Genomic DNA, 15,548 nt, shown 5'->3' with positions numbered 1-15,548 from the left:
GAATTGCCTTTAGAAAATTATTAATCGTACGGTTGAGTATTGATTAGTTTGTTATTTTTAAAAAAGGAATGATGAATATGCGTACAATTGAAAATACCAAGGTGGAGGAAGTATTCAAACAGTATCCTAAACACATTCAGTCGAAACTATTGATTCTTCGTCAGTTAATTTTGGATACGGCAATAGAGACAGAAAGCGTAGATCATGTGGAAGAAACGTTAAAATGGGGAGAACCAAGTTATATCACAAAAAAAGGGAGTACAATTAGACTAGGTTGGAAACAGTCAAATCCAGATCAATACGCCATGTATTTTAACTGTAATACGAAGCTAATTGATACATTTAAAGAGGTTTATAGAGATGTATTCAACTATGAAGGGAATCGAGCGATTGTATTTGCTGTAAATGATGAAATACCAGTAAATGAAGTAAAACAGTGCATTGCATTAGCACTAACTTATCATACTCGAAAGCATCTTCCAATGCTTGGATTATAATGAATAGACGTTAACACATTTTTATTTGAAGTAGTTTTACTTCAATATGTTATGAGTAAAAACAACATATTGAACGATAGCAAAAACCCTTCCAACCAGTAAAGTTAGAAGGGTTTTTGTTGTTGATATGATTATTTTTGTGGTGGATAATTTGTAACATCTTATTTTAATCGAGTAAATATACGTTTTACCTGGGGGTTTCTAAAGAAAAGTTAGCCAATAATTAAAATTGTGGTAGAACAATAGGTTGCAGAGAATCAAAAAAGGTGGATTACTAATCATTTTGAGTAGTCTAATTAGATAATTAATGAGAAAGCACCTGTTAGCCATCCATGTAGTGTAAAACCAACGGTACACCAAAGAGAGTGAAAGATTATTACGTTCTTTCAAGGGAGTTTAAGTACATTTCTTCACATTCTTTTCTTTAAATAAAATGAGCAAAAACCTGAAATACAAAGGCAAGCTATAAACGTCCAGAAGTTAAAAAATAAATGATTAGAAAAAGGATTTAAATAGGATATTTCGTATTCAAAATATGGGTTGATTTCATTTCGAAAAGACACGATTCGATAAATCGACATGCCAAATACCAGCACAAACACACCCGAATAGCAGGCTTTAAATAGTTTTCGTTTCACTGGAAAACGTTCATGTAACTTTTCAAAAACAAACATCATTGCAAAGAAAAAATAAAGAATAATTAACATCGGAAACATCACAAACATTAAGCCTGGGTTTCCGTTTCCTCCAACAAAATTCTCACCTGTGGGGTCGAATGAAGGAGTAGCCATAGCAGTGAGTGTAAAACCGACAATGCTTACAATTCCTGAGATAACAACACTTAGCAAAAAAAGAAAACGCATACTACTCCTCCTTAACAACCTGTCCCTTTAGTAAATAAAATTCAACAAAAAGAGCATAAATCCTTGTTGAATAAACGCCATTTAGTAAGTAGCGTATGCTTTCCGAAAATACAATGCATGTAAAATTAAATGAAAAATTGGTAATGTATTATATTGAAGGGAGAGTGTTTTATGAAAAAGGTGATTGTATCGTTCGGGTTCATCATTTTACTCGTTGGAGCGTTCGTATTTTACAACAAACTCTATCTCCACTCCCGATAGAAAATATAAGTAAAAAACAGTTATAGAAAAAATAAATGATTCCGACTCGAAAGCATTTTCCAATGCTTCGGAAATAGTAATATAAGCTCCATCTAATTGTTAGGCTCATTATGAATAAAAGTACCCTAAATTAGCGACTTTTTTAAGTGTCTGTCCAATTGGGTACTTATTTCGTAAGGTATGATTTTAATTATAAGGACTTCTATGATTTAAACATTACTCTAATTTTTCTAGAATGGAATAAATATCTGGTGACTCTTCGATTAGAAATATTTTGTTATCCTCTTTGACATTGTAAATGACTGTTCCTTCATCGTAATAATTGGAAGTTAAATTCTCCTTTTCGATATCAGAGGATGGTACCCTTCTCTTTATTTCACCAAATACTTCTCCCGTTGAATATTTTTCATATTTTGTTAAGTCATAAGAGGCATAAATTGTTCCATTTAAATTTACCATAGGTACATACGATTGTTCTTGTTCTGTATCTGAAATATCATTTTCTAGAATTGTTGAACAGCCACTCAAGACTATTATTGCAGCCACTAGACAACCAAAAATAGTATACTTCAAAAAATCTCATCCCTTCATTATTTCGTTTGCTAACTTAGACGTCTGATTAACTAAGTAAATTACCTCCCTTTAGGCCTTAGTGTAATAGAATGTAATATATGGAAATAAAAAATGAAAATTAGTGGTAATATATTATATTAAAAGGAGAGAGTGTTTTATGCAAAAGGTGATAGTATCAATCGGGCTCATTATTTTACTCGTTGGAACGTTCGTATTTTACAATAAATTTTATCTTCCTCCACTCCCAATAGAAAGTATAAGTAAAAAAACAGTTATAGAAAAAATAAATGATTCCGAAACACGAATGGTTAAATTGCGGAAAGAAAACGGCAAAGAATGGTATGTATTAAAGGGAGAAAATATATCCACAGCTGATGAAATGATCAAAGAAATGCTTGATCAAAACGGTTGGGTTTTCAAAGAAAGGGATGGCCGTGGACTCTTCTTTGAAAGACATGGCGAAAATTTGATTGTAACGACACAAATGTGGACTGGAGACTATGTGTTAGTGGATTTTCCTGCCGATTTTAACGAATAAGAGCGTTTTAAAATAAAGGAGTGCTTTATGGGATATATAAAAGATTTGCGCAAAGTAGTTGGAGTGCGGTACTTGTGTATTGGTTAATAATAATCATCAACAGGTTTTATTACAGCTTCGTATAGATAATGAGTGTTGGGGGTTAATTGGGGGTTCAATGGAGCTAGGTGAAACATTAGAGCAAGTAGCGCATCGAGAATTATTGGAGGAAACAGGACTAAAAGCTAAAAATCTAATATTAATCAATACGTATTCTGGACAAGATTTTTATTATCAATATCCGCATGGTGATGAAGTTTATAACGTTGTTTCAGCATTTGAATGTAAAGTATATAATGGCCAACTTATTCATGATCAAGCTGAGGCAACGATGCTACAGTTTTTCTCTTTAGATGATTTACCTAAAAATATTAGCCCTCCTGATAGACCGATACTTGAGGATTATATAATAAACAATAAAAACCCTTCCAACCATTAAAGTTAGAAGGGTTTTTATATTAGATGATTATTTTTGTGGTGCTAGTTGTACTTGTGCTAAGCGATCAACAGCTTCTTGCAACATTTCTTTCGGTTGTACTAAGGCTAAACGTAAATAGCCTTGTCCAGCCGAGCCAAATACTGTACCAGGAACTGTTACGATTCCTGCTTGTTCAATTAGTTTAAAGGCTAGTTCTGTACAGTCAATATCGTACGGATATTTTGCCCAGACGAACATGCCACCTTCAGAAGGCGCTGCATCCCATCCTAATGTATGTAAGCCATTCATTAATGTTTTATGGCGTTCTGAGAATGTTGCGCGTAGGTCTGATGTAATTTCCTCTGCGTTATCAAGTGCTACGACCGCAGCATCTTGAATTGGTTCGAAAATACCGAAATCTAAATTTGATTTTAATTGTTTTAAAATCGAAATCATCTTAGCGTTACCCGCGATATAAGCGATACGTGTACCAGCAAGGCTAAAGCTTTTCGATAATGAGTTAATTTCCATCCCAACTTCTTTTGCGCCAGGAGTGGCTAGGAAGCTGATTGGACCATCACCAGTAAAGTAGAACTCAGAGTATGCTGCATCATGTAGAACGATGATGTTGTATTTTTTCGCAAAGGCAATGACTTTTTCAAAATAGGCGATTGAAGGCATTGCAGGCACAGGATTACCTGGTAAGTTTAAAATTAGTAGTTTTGCTTTTTGCGCAATCTCTTCAGGAACAGCATCTAAGTCTGGTAAATAATCGTTGTCAGCTGTTTGAGGCATATAGTAAGGTGTTGCGCCTGCTAGATGAATTCCTGCATCATAGGCTACGTAAGCTGGGTTTGTAGAAAGTACGATATCTCCTGGATCACAAAAGGCGATTGGTAAATGCACTAATCCTTCTTGAGAGCCGATCGTTTGAATGATTTCAGAAGCGGGATCTAAATCTACATTACTACGACGTTTATAGTAGCGACTAACAGCTTCATAAAAACGTTGCGTGCCTGTTAATGTATAGCCGTAGGATTCTGCTAAGCCCGCTCTATACGATAAATGCTCGCGAATTTTAGCATGAGGAGGAAGGTCAGGACTACCTAAGCTTAAATCAATCATTTTCATGCCTTTTGCTTCCAGTTGCTTAGCATGATTTTTTAAATCTCCGAAAATTGCTGGTGTGAATAAAGACATTTTTTTAGATGGTACGATTTTCAAACTAGTACACTCCTTATAGTTGTATAACAGAATAGTAGTTCACATTTTATCATACTAAAGCATATAAAGGGAAAGTTATTCTGAAAAAAGAATATATTTCTATAATGGAGAAGATGCATGCATAGACTAGCGGGAATAAATTAACTTTTTTCAGCTGTAGTCTCCCATCTTGATAGATGATGTAATGAAAACAATTTTCAGTCATTTTCAGTGAGTGTGCAATCACCTGTGAAATAGAGGAACTTAGGTTAAGAACTTCACCTCCTGTGAAAACGCCTGAATGACCGATATCGTGTCGGCCTAAAGCCTCCGGCGGATGTCACAGAATCGGATAGGTGCGCATAGGGGATATTAGCCTAAAATCATCGCATCCATGCGATTATGGCTAACTGACCTGCATTGTACAGGCCTAAACACAAAGCCGATTCCGGACGCATTGTTTATCTGTGCGAAAGCGAAGCGACAGCAACAATTATGCCGAGGCATATATGATCTAATACTGGAAACAATGATTTTGACGGAAAAAGTGGAACGTTTCTGCTATCATAAAATGGAAAGGAGCTGTCAGTCATGGATGTTTATTCTTTGAGTGGTCCAAGTGGAACAGGGAAAAGTACAAGCGCACTAGTTTTCGCCCATAAAATCGGGGTAGAGGCTCTTATTGATGATGGTCTTCTTATTGTAAATGGTGTGAAAGTAGCTGGAATTTCCGCGAAGTTTGAGAAAAATACGATTACAGCCGTTCGTCGAGCGATTTTTACAGATGATACACATCGTAATGAAGTAAAAAAAGCACTTAATACACATAAAGTACAGTCGATTTTGCTAATTGGTACGTCCGATAAAATGACTAAAACGATCGCTCGTCAGCTTGAGCTTTCTCCAATCAATACATATTACTATGTCGAGGATGTACGTTCTCAAAAAGAAATAGCAAAAGCTCGCTTTATTCGACAGACGCAGGGGAAGCATGTGATGCCAATCCCGTACCGACAAGTCGAGCAAAACTTTTTTAAACGACTCGTTCAAAAAGGGAAGGAGATTTTCTCTACAAGGCGTGAAAAAATAGGGGAGACGACGATTGTTCGTCCTGATTTTCAACAAGAGTATATTGAAATTGGTAAGCATGTTTATGTGCAGCTACTCACGTATTGCTGTGTAGAGCAAGATATCGTTCACAAAGTTGAGCATGTACAATTCGTGTTAGGCGATTTAGTGCAAGCAACGATTACTTTACAGTTAAAGATACCTATTACTTATTCCATACCAGATCGATTGTATGCATTACAAAAATCGATACAGGCGGAATTCCACCAGCATTTTGGGTATGAATTAGATGCGATTCATCTTCAAATTAAGTCGGTAGTACAAAAGCGAAAATCGTAAAAAACAGGTACTCCATTCGCAAGAGGGCGAGCGGAGTACCTGTTTTCTATTTCGACTGACGTATAAATTGTGGCTGACGTTTTTCTACAAAGGCACGGCAACCTTCTGCAAAATCCTTTCCGACAAACGGTGTTGAACCTTGCCATAATGAAGGTACACTGTCCACACATTCTTGAACAGATTGCTTCACAGCTAGTAAAGATTCAGGTGACATGCCTGCAACAAGCTTACCCATACGAATCATGTATTTATTTAAGTCTTTTTCAGCTACTAAATAATTAAGCATGCCAAGCTTAAAGGCTTCTTCAGCTTTAAACATGCGACCCGTAAATACTAAATCTTTTGTTGTAGAAGGGCCAACTAATTGAACTAAACGTTGAGCAAATTTGTTATTTAACGTGATTCCTAATTTACCGACAGGGATGCCGAGCTTTGCTTTTTCAGAGCCGATGCGGATATCACAGGCTAATGCAAGCTCTAAACCAGCACCCATTGCGGGACCATTAATGACGCCAATCGTTGGAATTGGTAAACGCTCAATTGTGGAAATCGTTTTCTCCATATGTACAAACGCTTCTTCGGCTTTTTCAAGAGAAATGGCGTTGAATTCTTTAATATCTGAGCCGGCTGTAAAATTTTCACCAGAGCCGCGTAAAATTAATACTTTGTTTTTCGGATTATCTAATACTTGTAAGGCAATTTTAGCTAATTGATCCCACATATTTGCTGTAAGTGCGTTTTTAGCCTGTGGGCGATGGATCGTAATAATTGCTAGCCCAGCTGTTTCTTGATAAATAATTTTTGCGTCTTCTGCTTCAAGTCGAGTTGTTTTTACTTGCATACTTGAAAAGCCCCCTACATGTTATAGTTGTTCCTCTTATTATATAACACAAACGGACATAAACACTAAATTATACGAATTTTCATGTAAATCAGCCTAGTTATACAAGAATAGAGGCATAGTAAAGAAATTGTATTACAACAAAGTACGGAAAATTACTATTGTAAGAAAACAAAAGATGTGGGACACTGCTAAAGGAGTATTTGAACACTGGAAGCGGGATCGTGTATGAACACTACAGATTATCCGACATTATAATTTATATATATGAATTAATAACTAACGCCCCAAAAATATAGTAAACTTAATTAAACCACGCACAGTTAATAAGGAGGTCGTAAGATGGTCACTCTAGTGGAAGCATGGAACAGCTATTTTTTACTTTTAAATTCATTGAAGAAAAGTGCTGCTACACAAAAACAATACAATATAGATGGGCAGCAATTTTTAGCGTTTGCTCATGAGAACAACTACTTGAATGTAGATTATCATTTAAAAGAATTGTTATTTATATATAGTAATTATTTAAAAGAGAGTTACGCAAATGTCAACACGTTTAATCATAAAATTGCAACATTGCGGGGCTTTATAGACTTTGTCTTTTTAAGAGAATGGGTAGATCCCTTTGATTATGAGGGTATTTTACAGCCTAAAAAGAGACAAAAAGAGGCTTTGACTTTGTTGACAAAGAAGCAATTAATCCAAATTGCGAATGTCTGGCCAACTTATTTTCAATACGCTAAAACAATGGAGCATGCTTGGCTAGCAAGACGTAATGGCTGCATTGTCCAACTACTTATGGAAACAGGATGCAAACCAGCAGAACTTGTACGTATGAGATGGTCTCATATTCAGTTTGAGTCATCGTTTATTTACATTGCTAATCAAAATGGGCGTAGAGAAATAAAGCTGACTTCAATTTTAATGAATATGCTGGCGCACTATAAAGAAGCAACCGAAGAATTACATGAAGAAAAGCTAGGAGAATGGGTATGGGTAAGTGAGGCTAGTCAATCTAAATCCATTTCTACAAAAACAATTGAGCGAATTTTTCAAACGATATCAAAGGATATTGGCACAAATGTGAGAGCCACGGATTTGCGGTATACCGTCATGCAAAAGGCATTTCAAAGTGAAAAAACAATAGAAAATATTCAGGGGAAAATGGGCTATGTACGAAAATGGGTACTGACTGAAAGACAGGACCGTTTTGAATAAAGAAAGATCGTTTTTTCGACTGTATTGGATTGTGATTAAGCGTATATAAATAACAATAGTAAATTTGTGCACGTTTTTATAAATTAATTTTTTAGTATTTTTTTTAACACTTCAATATGGAGGTTATCATGGATTACTTTAATAATAAGGCATTTGAGGAACATAGAAAAAATACATATAGCATATTAGAGCAAATACCTTCTGCTAAAAGTCCAGTTGGATGGACTTTTAAGGGTCATTTTAGTATTGGTGGTTTTGAATATTTCGGGTTTGATGAATCATCCGATTTATTACTTGTCGTATCAAGTAATGGTAGGGGAATTATAGATTTAGCAAGAGCAGAAAAAATATCCCGAGATTATACAGGTGACTTTGTTTTAGATGAAACATTGTTAATTTGTGAAGGCTTCGACGTTTTAAAAGATAAATCGATTAAATTGGCAAGCAAATATGGTGGGAGCATACTGCCAGTCAGTAATAAATTCGAGGATTGTTTACAAAGAGTATCACCTCTATATCCATGTGAAGATATAATTTATCACCCTGCGTTTGAGGACTATTTGGTCGAAGGCCCAAATAAAAATTGTGTTCGCATTTTAGAGGTTTTTTGTATTGCTATGGGTTTTCATTTAGTGGCAATTATTTTGTAATTGCAGATGACGGCGGTATTTTATTTTGGGAAAGAAATAATGCCGAGGCATAATTAATAAAATGCATCTTCATTTATTACTAAAATAGATAATGAATACCTGTACTTAAAGTAAAGCGAGGAAACATTATTAGGGGAAGCAAAAGCAAATTCAATATGGAAATTCACTGTCAAGATTAAAGCCTAAAAATCTGGCACTAGTCTAACTGTTGTGGCAAAAGATAAGGCTGGAAACAAAATTGAAGCAACGGACATAATCGTTTCTTCTAGATAACAAACATTTACATTTATAATGCATGTAAAAATGAAAAGGGCTGTCATAAAAGTGACTTTTGTGACAGCTCTTAGTTTTCCATAAGAATGGATTTAACTTCATAGAGCTCTATAATGTAGTTTTAATAGATATTCAACATCTTGAACAATAAATAAAAATGTTTATTGAAGTACAGCTTAGAACGGACTCTTAAATTTGAAGGAGACAGAAATAAAATGGAAATTTACTAACCTCATTTAGACATTTCACGGAGGACCGTATCATAAATAAGTGTTGTTTAAATCCAATCATTGAAAAACAATGATTGGATTTTTTAGGTTACAAAACCTCCTTATGAATGGGTTGTGGCTTTTTATGTTTATTTGAAGTCTATAAATATTTGTCTCTATACTCTAGGGTATTTTATACTTCACGTAACAGATTTCTTCTAATGAGCAAGATTTATCATAAAGACAGCATAGGACCGATTATTTTACCTACAAGGCATATTTTTTATTATTCTATTTTCTAGTCGCCACGTTTCTCTAGATTTTTAACAGTTTTACTTTGGTCAACATCCTTTTGGTTTTTAAAGGTACCCATAAGAAAATCATAGGCTGGGTTCGTAACGCCATACCAGTAATTTTCATTTTTGAAATGATGCCATAAATGAACCTTTTTCATCCAACGACCCCATGGAGATATTGGCTGAAGGGGACGATGGGCGATATAATGCTTCCACTCATAAAATAATAAAAAAAGCATGATACCTGCAATAAATGCGTTTGTCATTACTAAGCTAGATGTAAGAAAATAAAAAATGGCTGCTGCAATGGCAATGTTTGGCACACTATACCATAACGGTAAAAATAGTAAATGCAATTCATTTGGATTTGCATGGTGGTCATAATGTAAGCGTTTAAGCATTTTTAACAAAAATGCATTCTTTGGTGGTTTCAGATGAAAAAGAAATCTGTGCGTAACATACTCAGCTAAGGAATACATAATCATTCCAAGAATAAAAGCACCAAAAATTCCGATAGAGGTTAAATGTAGAATCATAAATCCAAAACTAATAAGGAATAGACAGGTCATGATTAAAATATCAGGATAAGAAAAATATTCTTTAAAATATTTCAATTTCATTTATCACGCCTCCAGTATTCTTTATTTTTTTCTATCGTTCCAAAGTGCTAAGCTTTTCGCCATTGTTGTGGTAGACAGCCTTTCCGCTTCCATTGCATCTCCTCTTAATGCAGCTTTTAATAAACCGTGGTAAAAGTCGAAGGACAACACACGATGTTCTTTTACAGAAAAATATCTTTTTGCCATATCTATATAAATAGAATCGAAGCTATTTAAAATGAGTAGAAAGATTGGATTAACTGCAAGGCCAGCACACCTTTTTTGCAAATCCCAATCAAATGCTGCATAGCTTTCTGCACTATCTTCAAGCTGCTCTAGATTGGCAAGGAGAGCAACCACTTTTGGTTGATTAAACGTGACAGCATCACGAATATAAGTCGGAGCCAAAGAACTTCTTAATTCTAATAAGTACATGATAAATTCATCTGTTATGGTATGTTGATTCTCAACAATATTAACAAGTGTCGTTAAATTTCCATTGCGCCAATAATCATTAACAACCGCAGGCATTCCTTTTCTCCCTGTTATCCATCCACCCCTTCCTAAACGTTGAAGTACCTCCCGAATAGTTGGACGACCAACACCAAATTCTTTTGCAAGCTCTCTTTCAGGAGGCAAAGTACTTCCTACAGAATAAACACCAGTCAATATGGATCTAATTAATTCATTCTCAATTTTATCTGAGGAGCGTTCCTTTTCCTTCAAATCCTCGTCCCCTTTGCTTTGTGGTAATACAAATTAAATACAGTGGTAATACCAAAAATTATATAATGAGTCTGAATTTTCTGTCAACTAAAAGTGCAAATTTTTATAAATAGGATTATCAAACAAGCTAGTAAAATACCTAGTAGAACGCAATATAAATTCAAATTATTTAAATCAAATAATTAACAAAAAGAGGGAAGTAGCATTAAATATGCCTTCACTTAGACAAATGAATTTTTCATGCCATCACTTGGATGGCCATGATGGTTTTAAAGATAAGAAGTTTCCTTATTGGAAAGCACCTAGTCGTTTTATAAATATTGGTGAAATTTAGCTAATCAACACACCTTGTTTGAAATAAAAAATCGTCATGATCTGTTAATAATTGATCAAAAATAATAGTCTGAATTATAGAAATTTAAATAATTTCTATGAAATAAATGACACTAAAAATACCTATATTTTCTTTGGTAATTTAAAAATTTTATTGCTTACAATATGTTAATTTGACACATCTATTTACAAATTTAATAGGGGTTCCTTCTATTGTTAATATAAAAAACCTCTATATGCATTTTTATTCATTTTTTATAATAAATATTAATTGTTTGCAATATGTTATACTTAGTATTTTTTGGTTCAAAAGGGTAAATGAATTAATTTTCATAGCGATTAATTATAAAAAAATATTAAAAAATAAATTGACACTCAAAAGTTTATGACTTAATATGAGTCTCAGCATAATAATATAGCTCTTATTAATAACCGTTGAGACGAGGGGTCGAAGATACGGTGGCCAAACAATTTAGTTCATAATGAACTGAATCCAGTGGGCCGAACCTGAGCACAAAATTAACTTTTGTGAACAATAAGAGGAACAGCAGCTGATAGTATTCGAAGCTTTCCTTAAAATTGGGTGAGCTTTTTTTTATGCCCTAAAAATCTATAATTTGTTAGGGGTAGTTAAAATTGTCAGAAAAAGTATTATTCACATCGGAGTCTGTATCGGAAGGACATCCAGATAAAATTGCAGACCAAATCTCAGATGCAGTATTAGACGCAGCATTATCACAAGATCCGCTATCACGTGTGGCATGTGAAGTATTCACAACTACAAACACAGTAATTGTTGGCGGAGAGATTACTACAAAAGCAGAACTAGATATCGAAAAAATTGCCCGTAATACCCTAATCGGCATTGGATACACAGATGATAAGTTCGGTATTGATGGTCATAACTGTAATGTACAAGTTTTAGTACACACGCAGTCTCCTGATATCGCAATGGGTGTTGATTCTTCTAGCGATACAAAAGAAGTTGGTGCAGGTGACCAAGGTATTATGTTCGGTTTTGCGACTAATGAAACTGAAAACTATATGCCTTTAGCAATTGAAATGGCACATATGCTTGTAAAACGTGCAACTGAGTTACGTAAAAATGGTCAATTCAAATGGGCTCGACCTGATATGAAATCACAAGTAACAATTGATTATACGGATAGTATGCAACCTAAAATTGATACTGTTTTAATGTCAATACAACATGATGATGATTTTGACCAGGTAGAATTCATTGATTACGTTACAGAAAATGTAATTAAAGCTGTTGCGAAGCAATTTGGTATGAATGAAGACTTCCGAATTTTAATTAATCCTACTGGTCGTTTCGTAGTAGGCGGACCACACGGAGATGCAGGTTTAACAGGACGTAAGATTATTGTTGATACTTATGGCGGCGCAGCTCGTCATGGTGGTGGCGCATTCTCTGGTAAAGACTGTACAAAAGTTGACCGTTCTGCGGCTTACGCAGCGCGATACGTTGCAAAAAATATTGTTGCAGCAGGCTTGACAGATAAATGTGAAATCCAATTATCATATGCAATTGGTGTAAGTGAACCAATTAGTATCGCTTTAGAAACATTTGGTACAGAAAAAGTAGCGAAAGAAGAAATTTTAAAAGCGATTCGTCAATTATTCGACTTAACGCCAAATGGCATTATTAACATGCTAAATCTACGTAAACCACAATATCAACAAGTTGCAGCTTATGGTCACTTTGGACGTAGTGATGTAAACGTAACTTGGGAAAAAACAGACAAAGTTTCAGAATTAGAGCAACTTTTAACAGTTGCTATGGGACAATAATGCAATGCGTGCAAAATCGAGTGGCTACTGAGGAATTTTTTGCCACTCAAGACCGCATGCCATTATTTGAAGCTTTAGTCAATTATACTAAACAAGATGTTACGCCGTTTGATGTACCTGGTCATAAAATGGGGCTACATGAAAACCCATTAAAATGGACGCTTGGAGAAATGACATTAAGAATGGACGTAAATTCGATGAAGGAGCTTGATTTATTAAGTCACCCGGAATCGGTTATTAAAGAAGCTCAACAATTAGCTGCACAAGCATTTAATGTCGACTACGCTTACTTTTTAGTAAATGGAACTACTGTAGGAATTTTGGCGATGATTTTAGCGACATGTAAACAAGGTGATACATTGATCGTACCTCGTAACTGCCATAAATCAGTTATGAACGGCATTATATTAAGCGGAGCAAAACCAGTATTTATTCAACCTGAAGTTGATCAACATTTTGGTATTGCACACGGAATTTCAGTTGAAAATGTAAAATCGGCACTTGCAGAAAATCCACAAGCGAAAGCTTTACTTGTAACGTATCCAACATATTTTGGGTCGATGAATCAACTGCAAGAAATTTGTAAGCTCGCACATGAACAAAATGTAACAGTTATTGTTGATAGTGCACACGGAGCGCATTTAACATTTTTACCTGATGCAAACGATGCGATTAGTGCTGGTGCAGATGCAGTAACGGTCAGTATGCATAAAACTGGGGGTTCATTAACACAAAGCTCGCTTCTATTACTACAAGAAAAACGAATCGATTCGAAGCATTTGCAAAAAGTATTAAATATGCTTCAAACGACGAGTGCAAATTATTTATTAATGAGTTCTTTAGATGTAGCACGAAGAGAATTAGCGGTGTATGGACAACAACGTTATAGCCAATTAAAGTCAATTGTTGATGCAGCAATTGAAGAAATTGAAAATAATTCACGCTATGAAGTGCTAAAAGCTGATTATGTACAACAAAATTTCAATCAAGCCTATGATTGGACGAAACTTGTTATTCGTGTGAACGATCTCGGTTTAACTGGTTTCGAAGTTTACACAATATTGAAACAGCAGTATGGCATTCAATTAGAACTTGCTGAAGGATATGTCATAATGGCAGTCATTAGTCATGTTGATACGAATGAAACAATCGGTAAATTAGTACATGCGTTAAAAGATATTGAACTTAATTACGGAAAAAAAGAAGCGATTCAGTCAGCTTATGTGACAGCGAATCAAATAAATAAATTAGCAATGACACCGCAACAGGCGTGTAATGCTGAAACAGAAACAATTTTAATTTATGATGCGGTAGGTCGAATTAGTGCAGATTCATTAATGATTTATCCACCGGGAATACCACTAATTATCCCTGGTGAAGTTATTTCAGAGGAAGTAGTAGAATTATATAACTTCTATTTTCTTAATTTTGGGAATGTTCTGTTCGAAACGAAAGAAGAAAATTATATTACAGTCGTAAGGGAGACAAATAAATGAGCATTGAATTATCAACATTAGGAAGACACGTATTAATTGAATTTTATGGTTGCCCAAGTGAAATTATCGAGCAAAACGCATTAATCGAGCAGTTTATGAATGAAGCTGCTGACTATTCTGGGGCAACAATTGTAGAATCTTGCTTCCATCATTTCAACCCATATGGTGTTTCGGGTGCAGTAATTATTGCTGAATCACATTTAACGATTCATACTTGGCCAGAATACGGATTTGCTTCTGTAGATGTTTACACATGTGGTGACTCTGTAAGTCCATGGAAGGCAGCAGAATATTTAGAACAAAAACTGCAAGCGAAAAAAACAGAATCATTTGAAGTACCACGTGGAATGGCAGATAAAATTCGCCAATTTGCAGAACAAGAAATTGATACAATTATAGTGAAACAAGAAGTATTAGAGGACGTGATTTAATGAAATGGTATACAGAACAATGGAGCGATAACTGTAAATTTTCAATCGGATACAACGAAGAGATTCATAGTGAACAATCTCCGTTCCAAAAAATCGATTTTTATAAAAGTGAAGAGTTTGGTACTTTCTTCACGTTAGACGGATTGATGATGGTTAATGAAAAAGATGAGTTCGTTTATCACGATATGATTACACACCCAGCATTCGCTACTAACCCAGATATAAAAAAGGTATTAATTATCGGTGGTGGTGATGGTGGTACTGCTCGTGAAGTACTACGTTACAAATCAGTAGAAAAAGTAGTAATGGTAGAAATCGATGAGTTAGTATTCCGTTTGAGCCAAAAATACCTTCCAATTACAGCTGCTGGCGTCGAAGAAGATCCTCGTATGGAAATGATTTTTGATGATGGCTTAGCTTATGTTCAAAACGCAGCTGATCAATCATTCGATTTAATATTAGTAGATTCTACTGATCCAATTTCAGTCGGTGAAGGCTTATTTACAACAGCTTTCTATAAAGAATGTTTCCGTGTATTAAATGAAAAAGGAATTTTAATTAACCAACACGAATCTCCATACTTTGCCGAGTATGCAGAAAACATGCGCAAAGCACATAAAAAAATTAAAGGTATTTTCCCAATCGCGAGCGTATATCAATTCCATATGCCAACATACCCATCGGGACACTGGCTATTCGGATTTGCTTCAAAAGCATTACATCCAACTAAAGATATTCAAGTAGATGCTTGGGACAAATTTGGTCTAAAAACGAAATATTACAATACAGATTTACACGTTGGCGCATTCGCACTTCCTACATTTGTGAAGGAGTCACTTAATCGTGATGAATAAGAGGCTGGGAC

15 protein-coding genes and 1 pseudogene are annotated in these 15,548 nt (G+C 35.0%); 10 read left to right on the top strand and 6 right to left on the bottom strand.

The window, feature by feature from the left end:
* Window positions 1–77: 77 nt before the first annotated feature.
* Window positions 78–497: a DUF1801 domain-containing protein gene (locus tag ACQKN4_RS14865; RefSeq protein WP_205756645.1), complete on the top strand. Its 420-nt coding sequence runs from the start codon at window positions 78–80 to the stop codon at window positions 495–497.
* A gap of 410 nt (window positions 498–907) precedes the next feature.
* On the opposite strand, the gene ACQKN4_RS14860 is transcribed toward ACQKN4_RS14865, so the two are convergent.
* Window positions 908–1,360 (bottom strand): hypothetical protein, encoded by a 453-nt coding sequence (locus ACQKN4_RS14860; protein ID WP_079562299.1) that lies wholly within the window; start codon window positions 1,358–1,360, stop codon window positions 908–910.
* 477 nt (window positions 1,361–1,837) lie between these two features.
* The gene (locus ACQKN4_RS14855; RefSeq protein WP_427484043.1) at window positions 1,838–2,167 is read right to left on the bottom strand and encodes a hypothetical protein; all 330 of its coding nucleotides are present in this window, start codon (window positions 2,165–2,167) and stop codon (window positions 1,838–1,840) included.
* A 184-nt stretch (window positions 2,168–2,351) separates the two neighbouring features.
* Here ACQKN4_RS14855 and ACQKN4_RS14850 point away from each other — a divergent pair, with 184 nt between their 5' ends.
* Both ACQKN4_RS14850 and ACQKN4_RS14845 read left to right on the top strand, forming a co-directional pair.
* Complete coding sequence (locus ACQKN4_RS14850; RefSeq protein WP_427484042.1) at window positions 2,352–2,732, top strand: hypothetical protein; 381 nt, start codon at window positions 2,352–2,354, stop codon at window positions 2,730–2,732.
* Between the two features lie 27 nt (window positions 2,733–2,759).
* Window positions 2,760–3,210, top strand: a pseudogene (locus ACQKN4_RS14845) (NUDIX hydrolase).
* Between the two features lie 27 nt (window positions 3,211–3,237).
* On the opposite strand, the gene ACQKN4_RS14840 reads toward ACQKN4_RS14845, so the two are convergent.
* Window positions 3,238–4,413 (bottom strand): aminotransferase class I/II-fold pyridoxal phosphate-dependent enzyme, encoded by a 1,176-nt coding sequence (locus ACQKN4_RS14840; RefSeq protein WP_427484041.1) that lies wholly within the window; start codon window positions 4,411–4,413, stop codon window positions 3,238–3,240.
* 570 nt (window positions 4,414–4,983) lie between these two features.
* On the opposite strand from ACQKN4_RS14840, the gene ACQKN4_RS14835 reads away from it, so the two are divergent.
* The gene (locus ACQKN4_RS14835) at window positions 4,984–5,799 is read left to right on the top strand and encodes a hypothetical protein (protein ID WP_079562303.1); all 816 of its coding nucleotides are present in this window, start codon (window positions 4,984–4,986) and stop codon (window positions 5,797–5,799) included.
* A 46-nt stretch (window positions 5,800–5,845) separates the two neighbouring features.
* Here the strand turns inward: ACQKN4_RS14835 and ACQKN4_RS14830 are convergent, their stop codons facing one another.
* Entirely contained in the window at window positions 5,846–6,640 is a 795-nt protein-coding gene (locus ACQKN4_RS14830) for an enoyl-CoA hydratase/isomerase family protein (protein WP_427484040.1), read from the bottom strand.
* 342 nt (window positions 6,641–6,982) lie between these two features.
* Here ACQKN4_RS14830 and ACQKN4_RS14825 point away from each other — a divergent pair, with 342 nt between their 5' ends.
* On the top strand, window positions 6,983–7,858 hold the full coding sequence (locus ACQKN4_RS14825; protein ID WP_427484039.1) for a tyrosine-type recombinase/integrase: 876 nt from the start codon (window positions 6,983–6,985) through the stop codon (window positions 7,856–7,858).
* 128 nt (window positions 7,859–7,986) lie between these two features.
* Window positions 7,987–8,508 (top strand): hypothetical protein, encoded by a 522-nt coding sequence (locus ACQKN4_RS14820; protein WP_427484038.1) that lies wholly within the window; start codon window positions 7,987–7,989, stop codon window positions 8,506–8,508.
* A 780-nt stretch (window positions 8,509–9,288) separates the two neighbouring features.
* Here the strand turns inward: ACQKN4_RS14820 and ACQKN4_RS14815 are convergent.
* Window positions 9,289–9,906 carry a sterol desaturase family protein gene (locus ACQKN4_RS14815; protein WP_079562307.1) on the bottom strand — a complete coding sequence of 206 codons (618 nt, stop codon included), beginning with the start codon at window positions 9,904–9,906 and terminating at the stop codon, window positions 9,289–9,291.
* Window positions 9,907–9,927: 21 nt separating this feature from the next.
* The gene (locus ACQKN4_RS14810; protein WP_079562308.1) at window positions 9,928–10,611 is read right to left on the bottom strand and encodes a GntR family transcriptional regulator; all 684 of its coding nucleotides are present in this window, start codon (window positions 10,609–10,611) and stop codon (window positions 9,928–9,930) included.
* A 969-nt stretch (window positions 10,612–11,580) separates the two neighbouring features.
* On the opposite strand from ACQKN4_RS14810, the gene metK reads away from it, so the two are divergent.
* From metK to speE, 4 genes are read left to right on the top strand one after another with little or no spacing between them, the layout of a single operon-like run.
* Complete coding sequence (metK, locus tag ACQKN4_RS14805) at window positions 11,581–12,756, top strand: methionine adenosyltransferase (RefSeq protein ID WP_079562309.1); 1,176 nt, start codon at window positions 11,581–11,583, stop codon at window positions 12,754–12,756.
* Window positions 12,756–14,252 (top strand): aminotransferase class I/II-fold pyridoxal phosphate-dependent enzyme, encoded by a 1,497-nt coding sequence (locus tag ACQKN4_RS14800; protein ID WP_079562310.1) that lies wholly within the window; start codon window positions 12,756–12,758, stop codon window positions 14,250–14,252. The genes metK and ACQKN4_RS14800 overlap by 1 nt, the downstream gene beginning before the upstream one ends.
* On the top strand, window positions 14,249–14,683 hold the full coding sequence (gene speD / locus ACQKN4_RS14795; RefSeq protein ID WP_079562311.1) for an adenosylmethionine decarboxylase: 435 nt from the start codon (window positions 14,249–14,251) through the stop codon (window positions 14,681–14,683). Before ACQKN4_RS14800 ends, speD begins: the two co-directional genes overlap by 4 nt.
* Window positions 14,683–15,537: a polyamine aminopropyltransferase gene (gene speE, locus ACQKN4_RS14790; protein WP_079562312.1), complete on the top strand. Its 855-nt coding sequence runs from the start codon at window positions 14,683–14,685 to the stop codon at window positions 15,535–15,537. Before speD ends, speE begins: the two co-directional genes overlap by 1 nt.
* Window positions 15,538–15,548 lie beyond the last annotated feature (11 nt).

The sequence above is a fragment of the Lysinibacillus sp. NPDC093692 genome (genome assembly GCF_050280125.1).
Taxonomy (GTDB): Bacteria; Bacillota; Bacilli; order Bacillales_A; family Planococcaceae; genus Lysinibacillus.
Note: the sequence above shows the minus strand (reverse complement) of the source record. Positions and strands in the feature narration are given on the sequence as shown.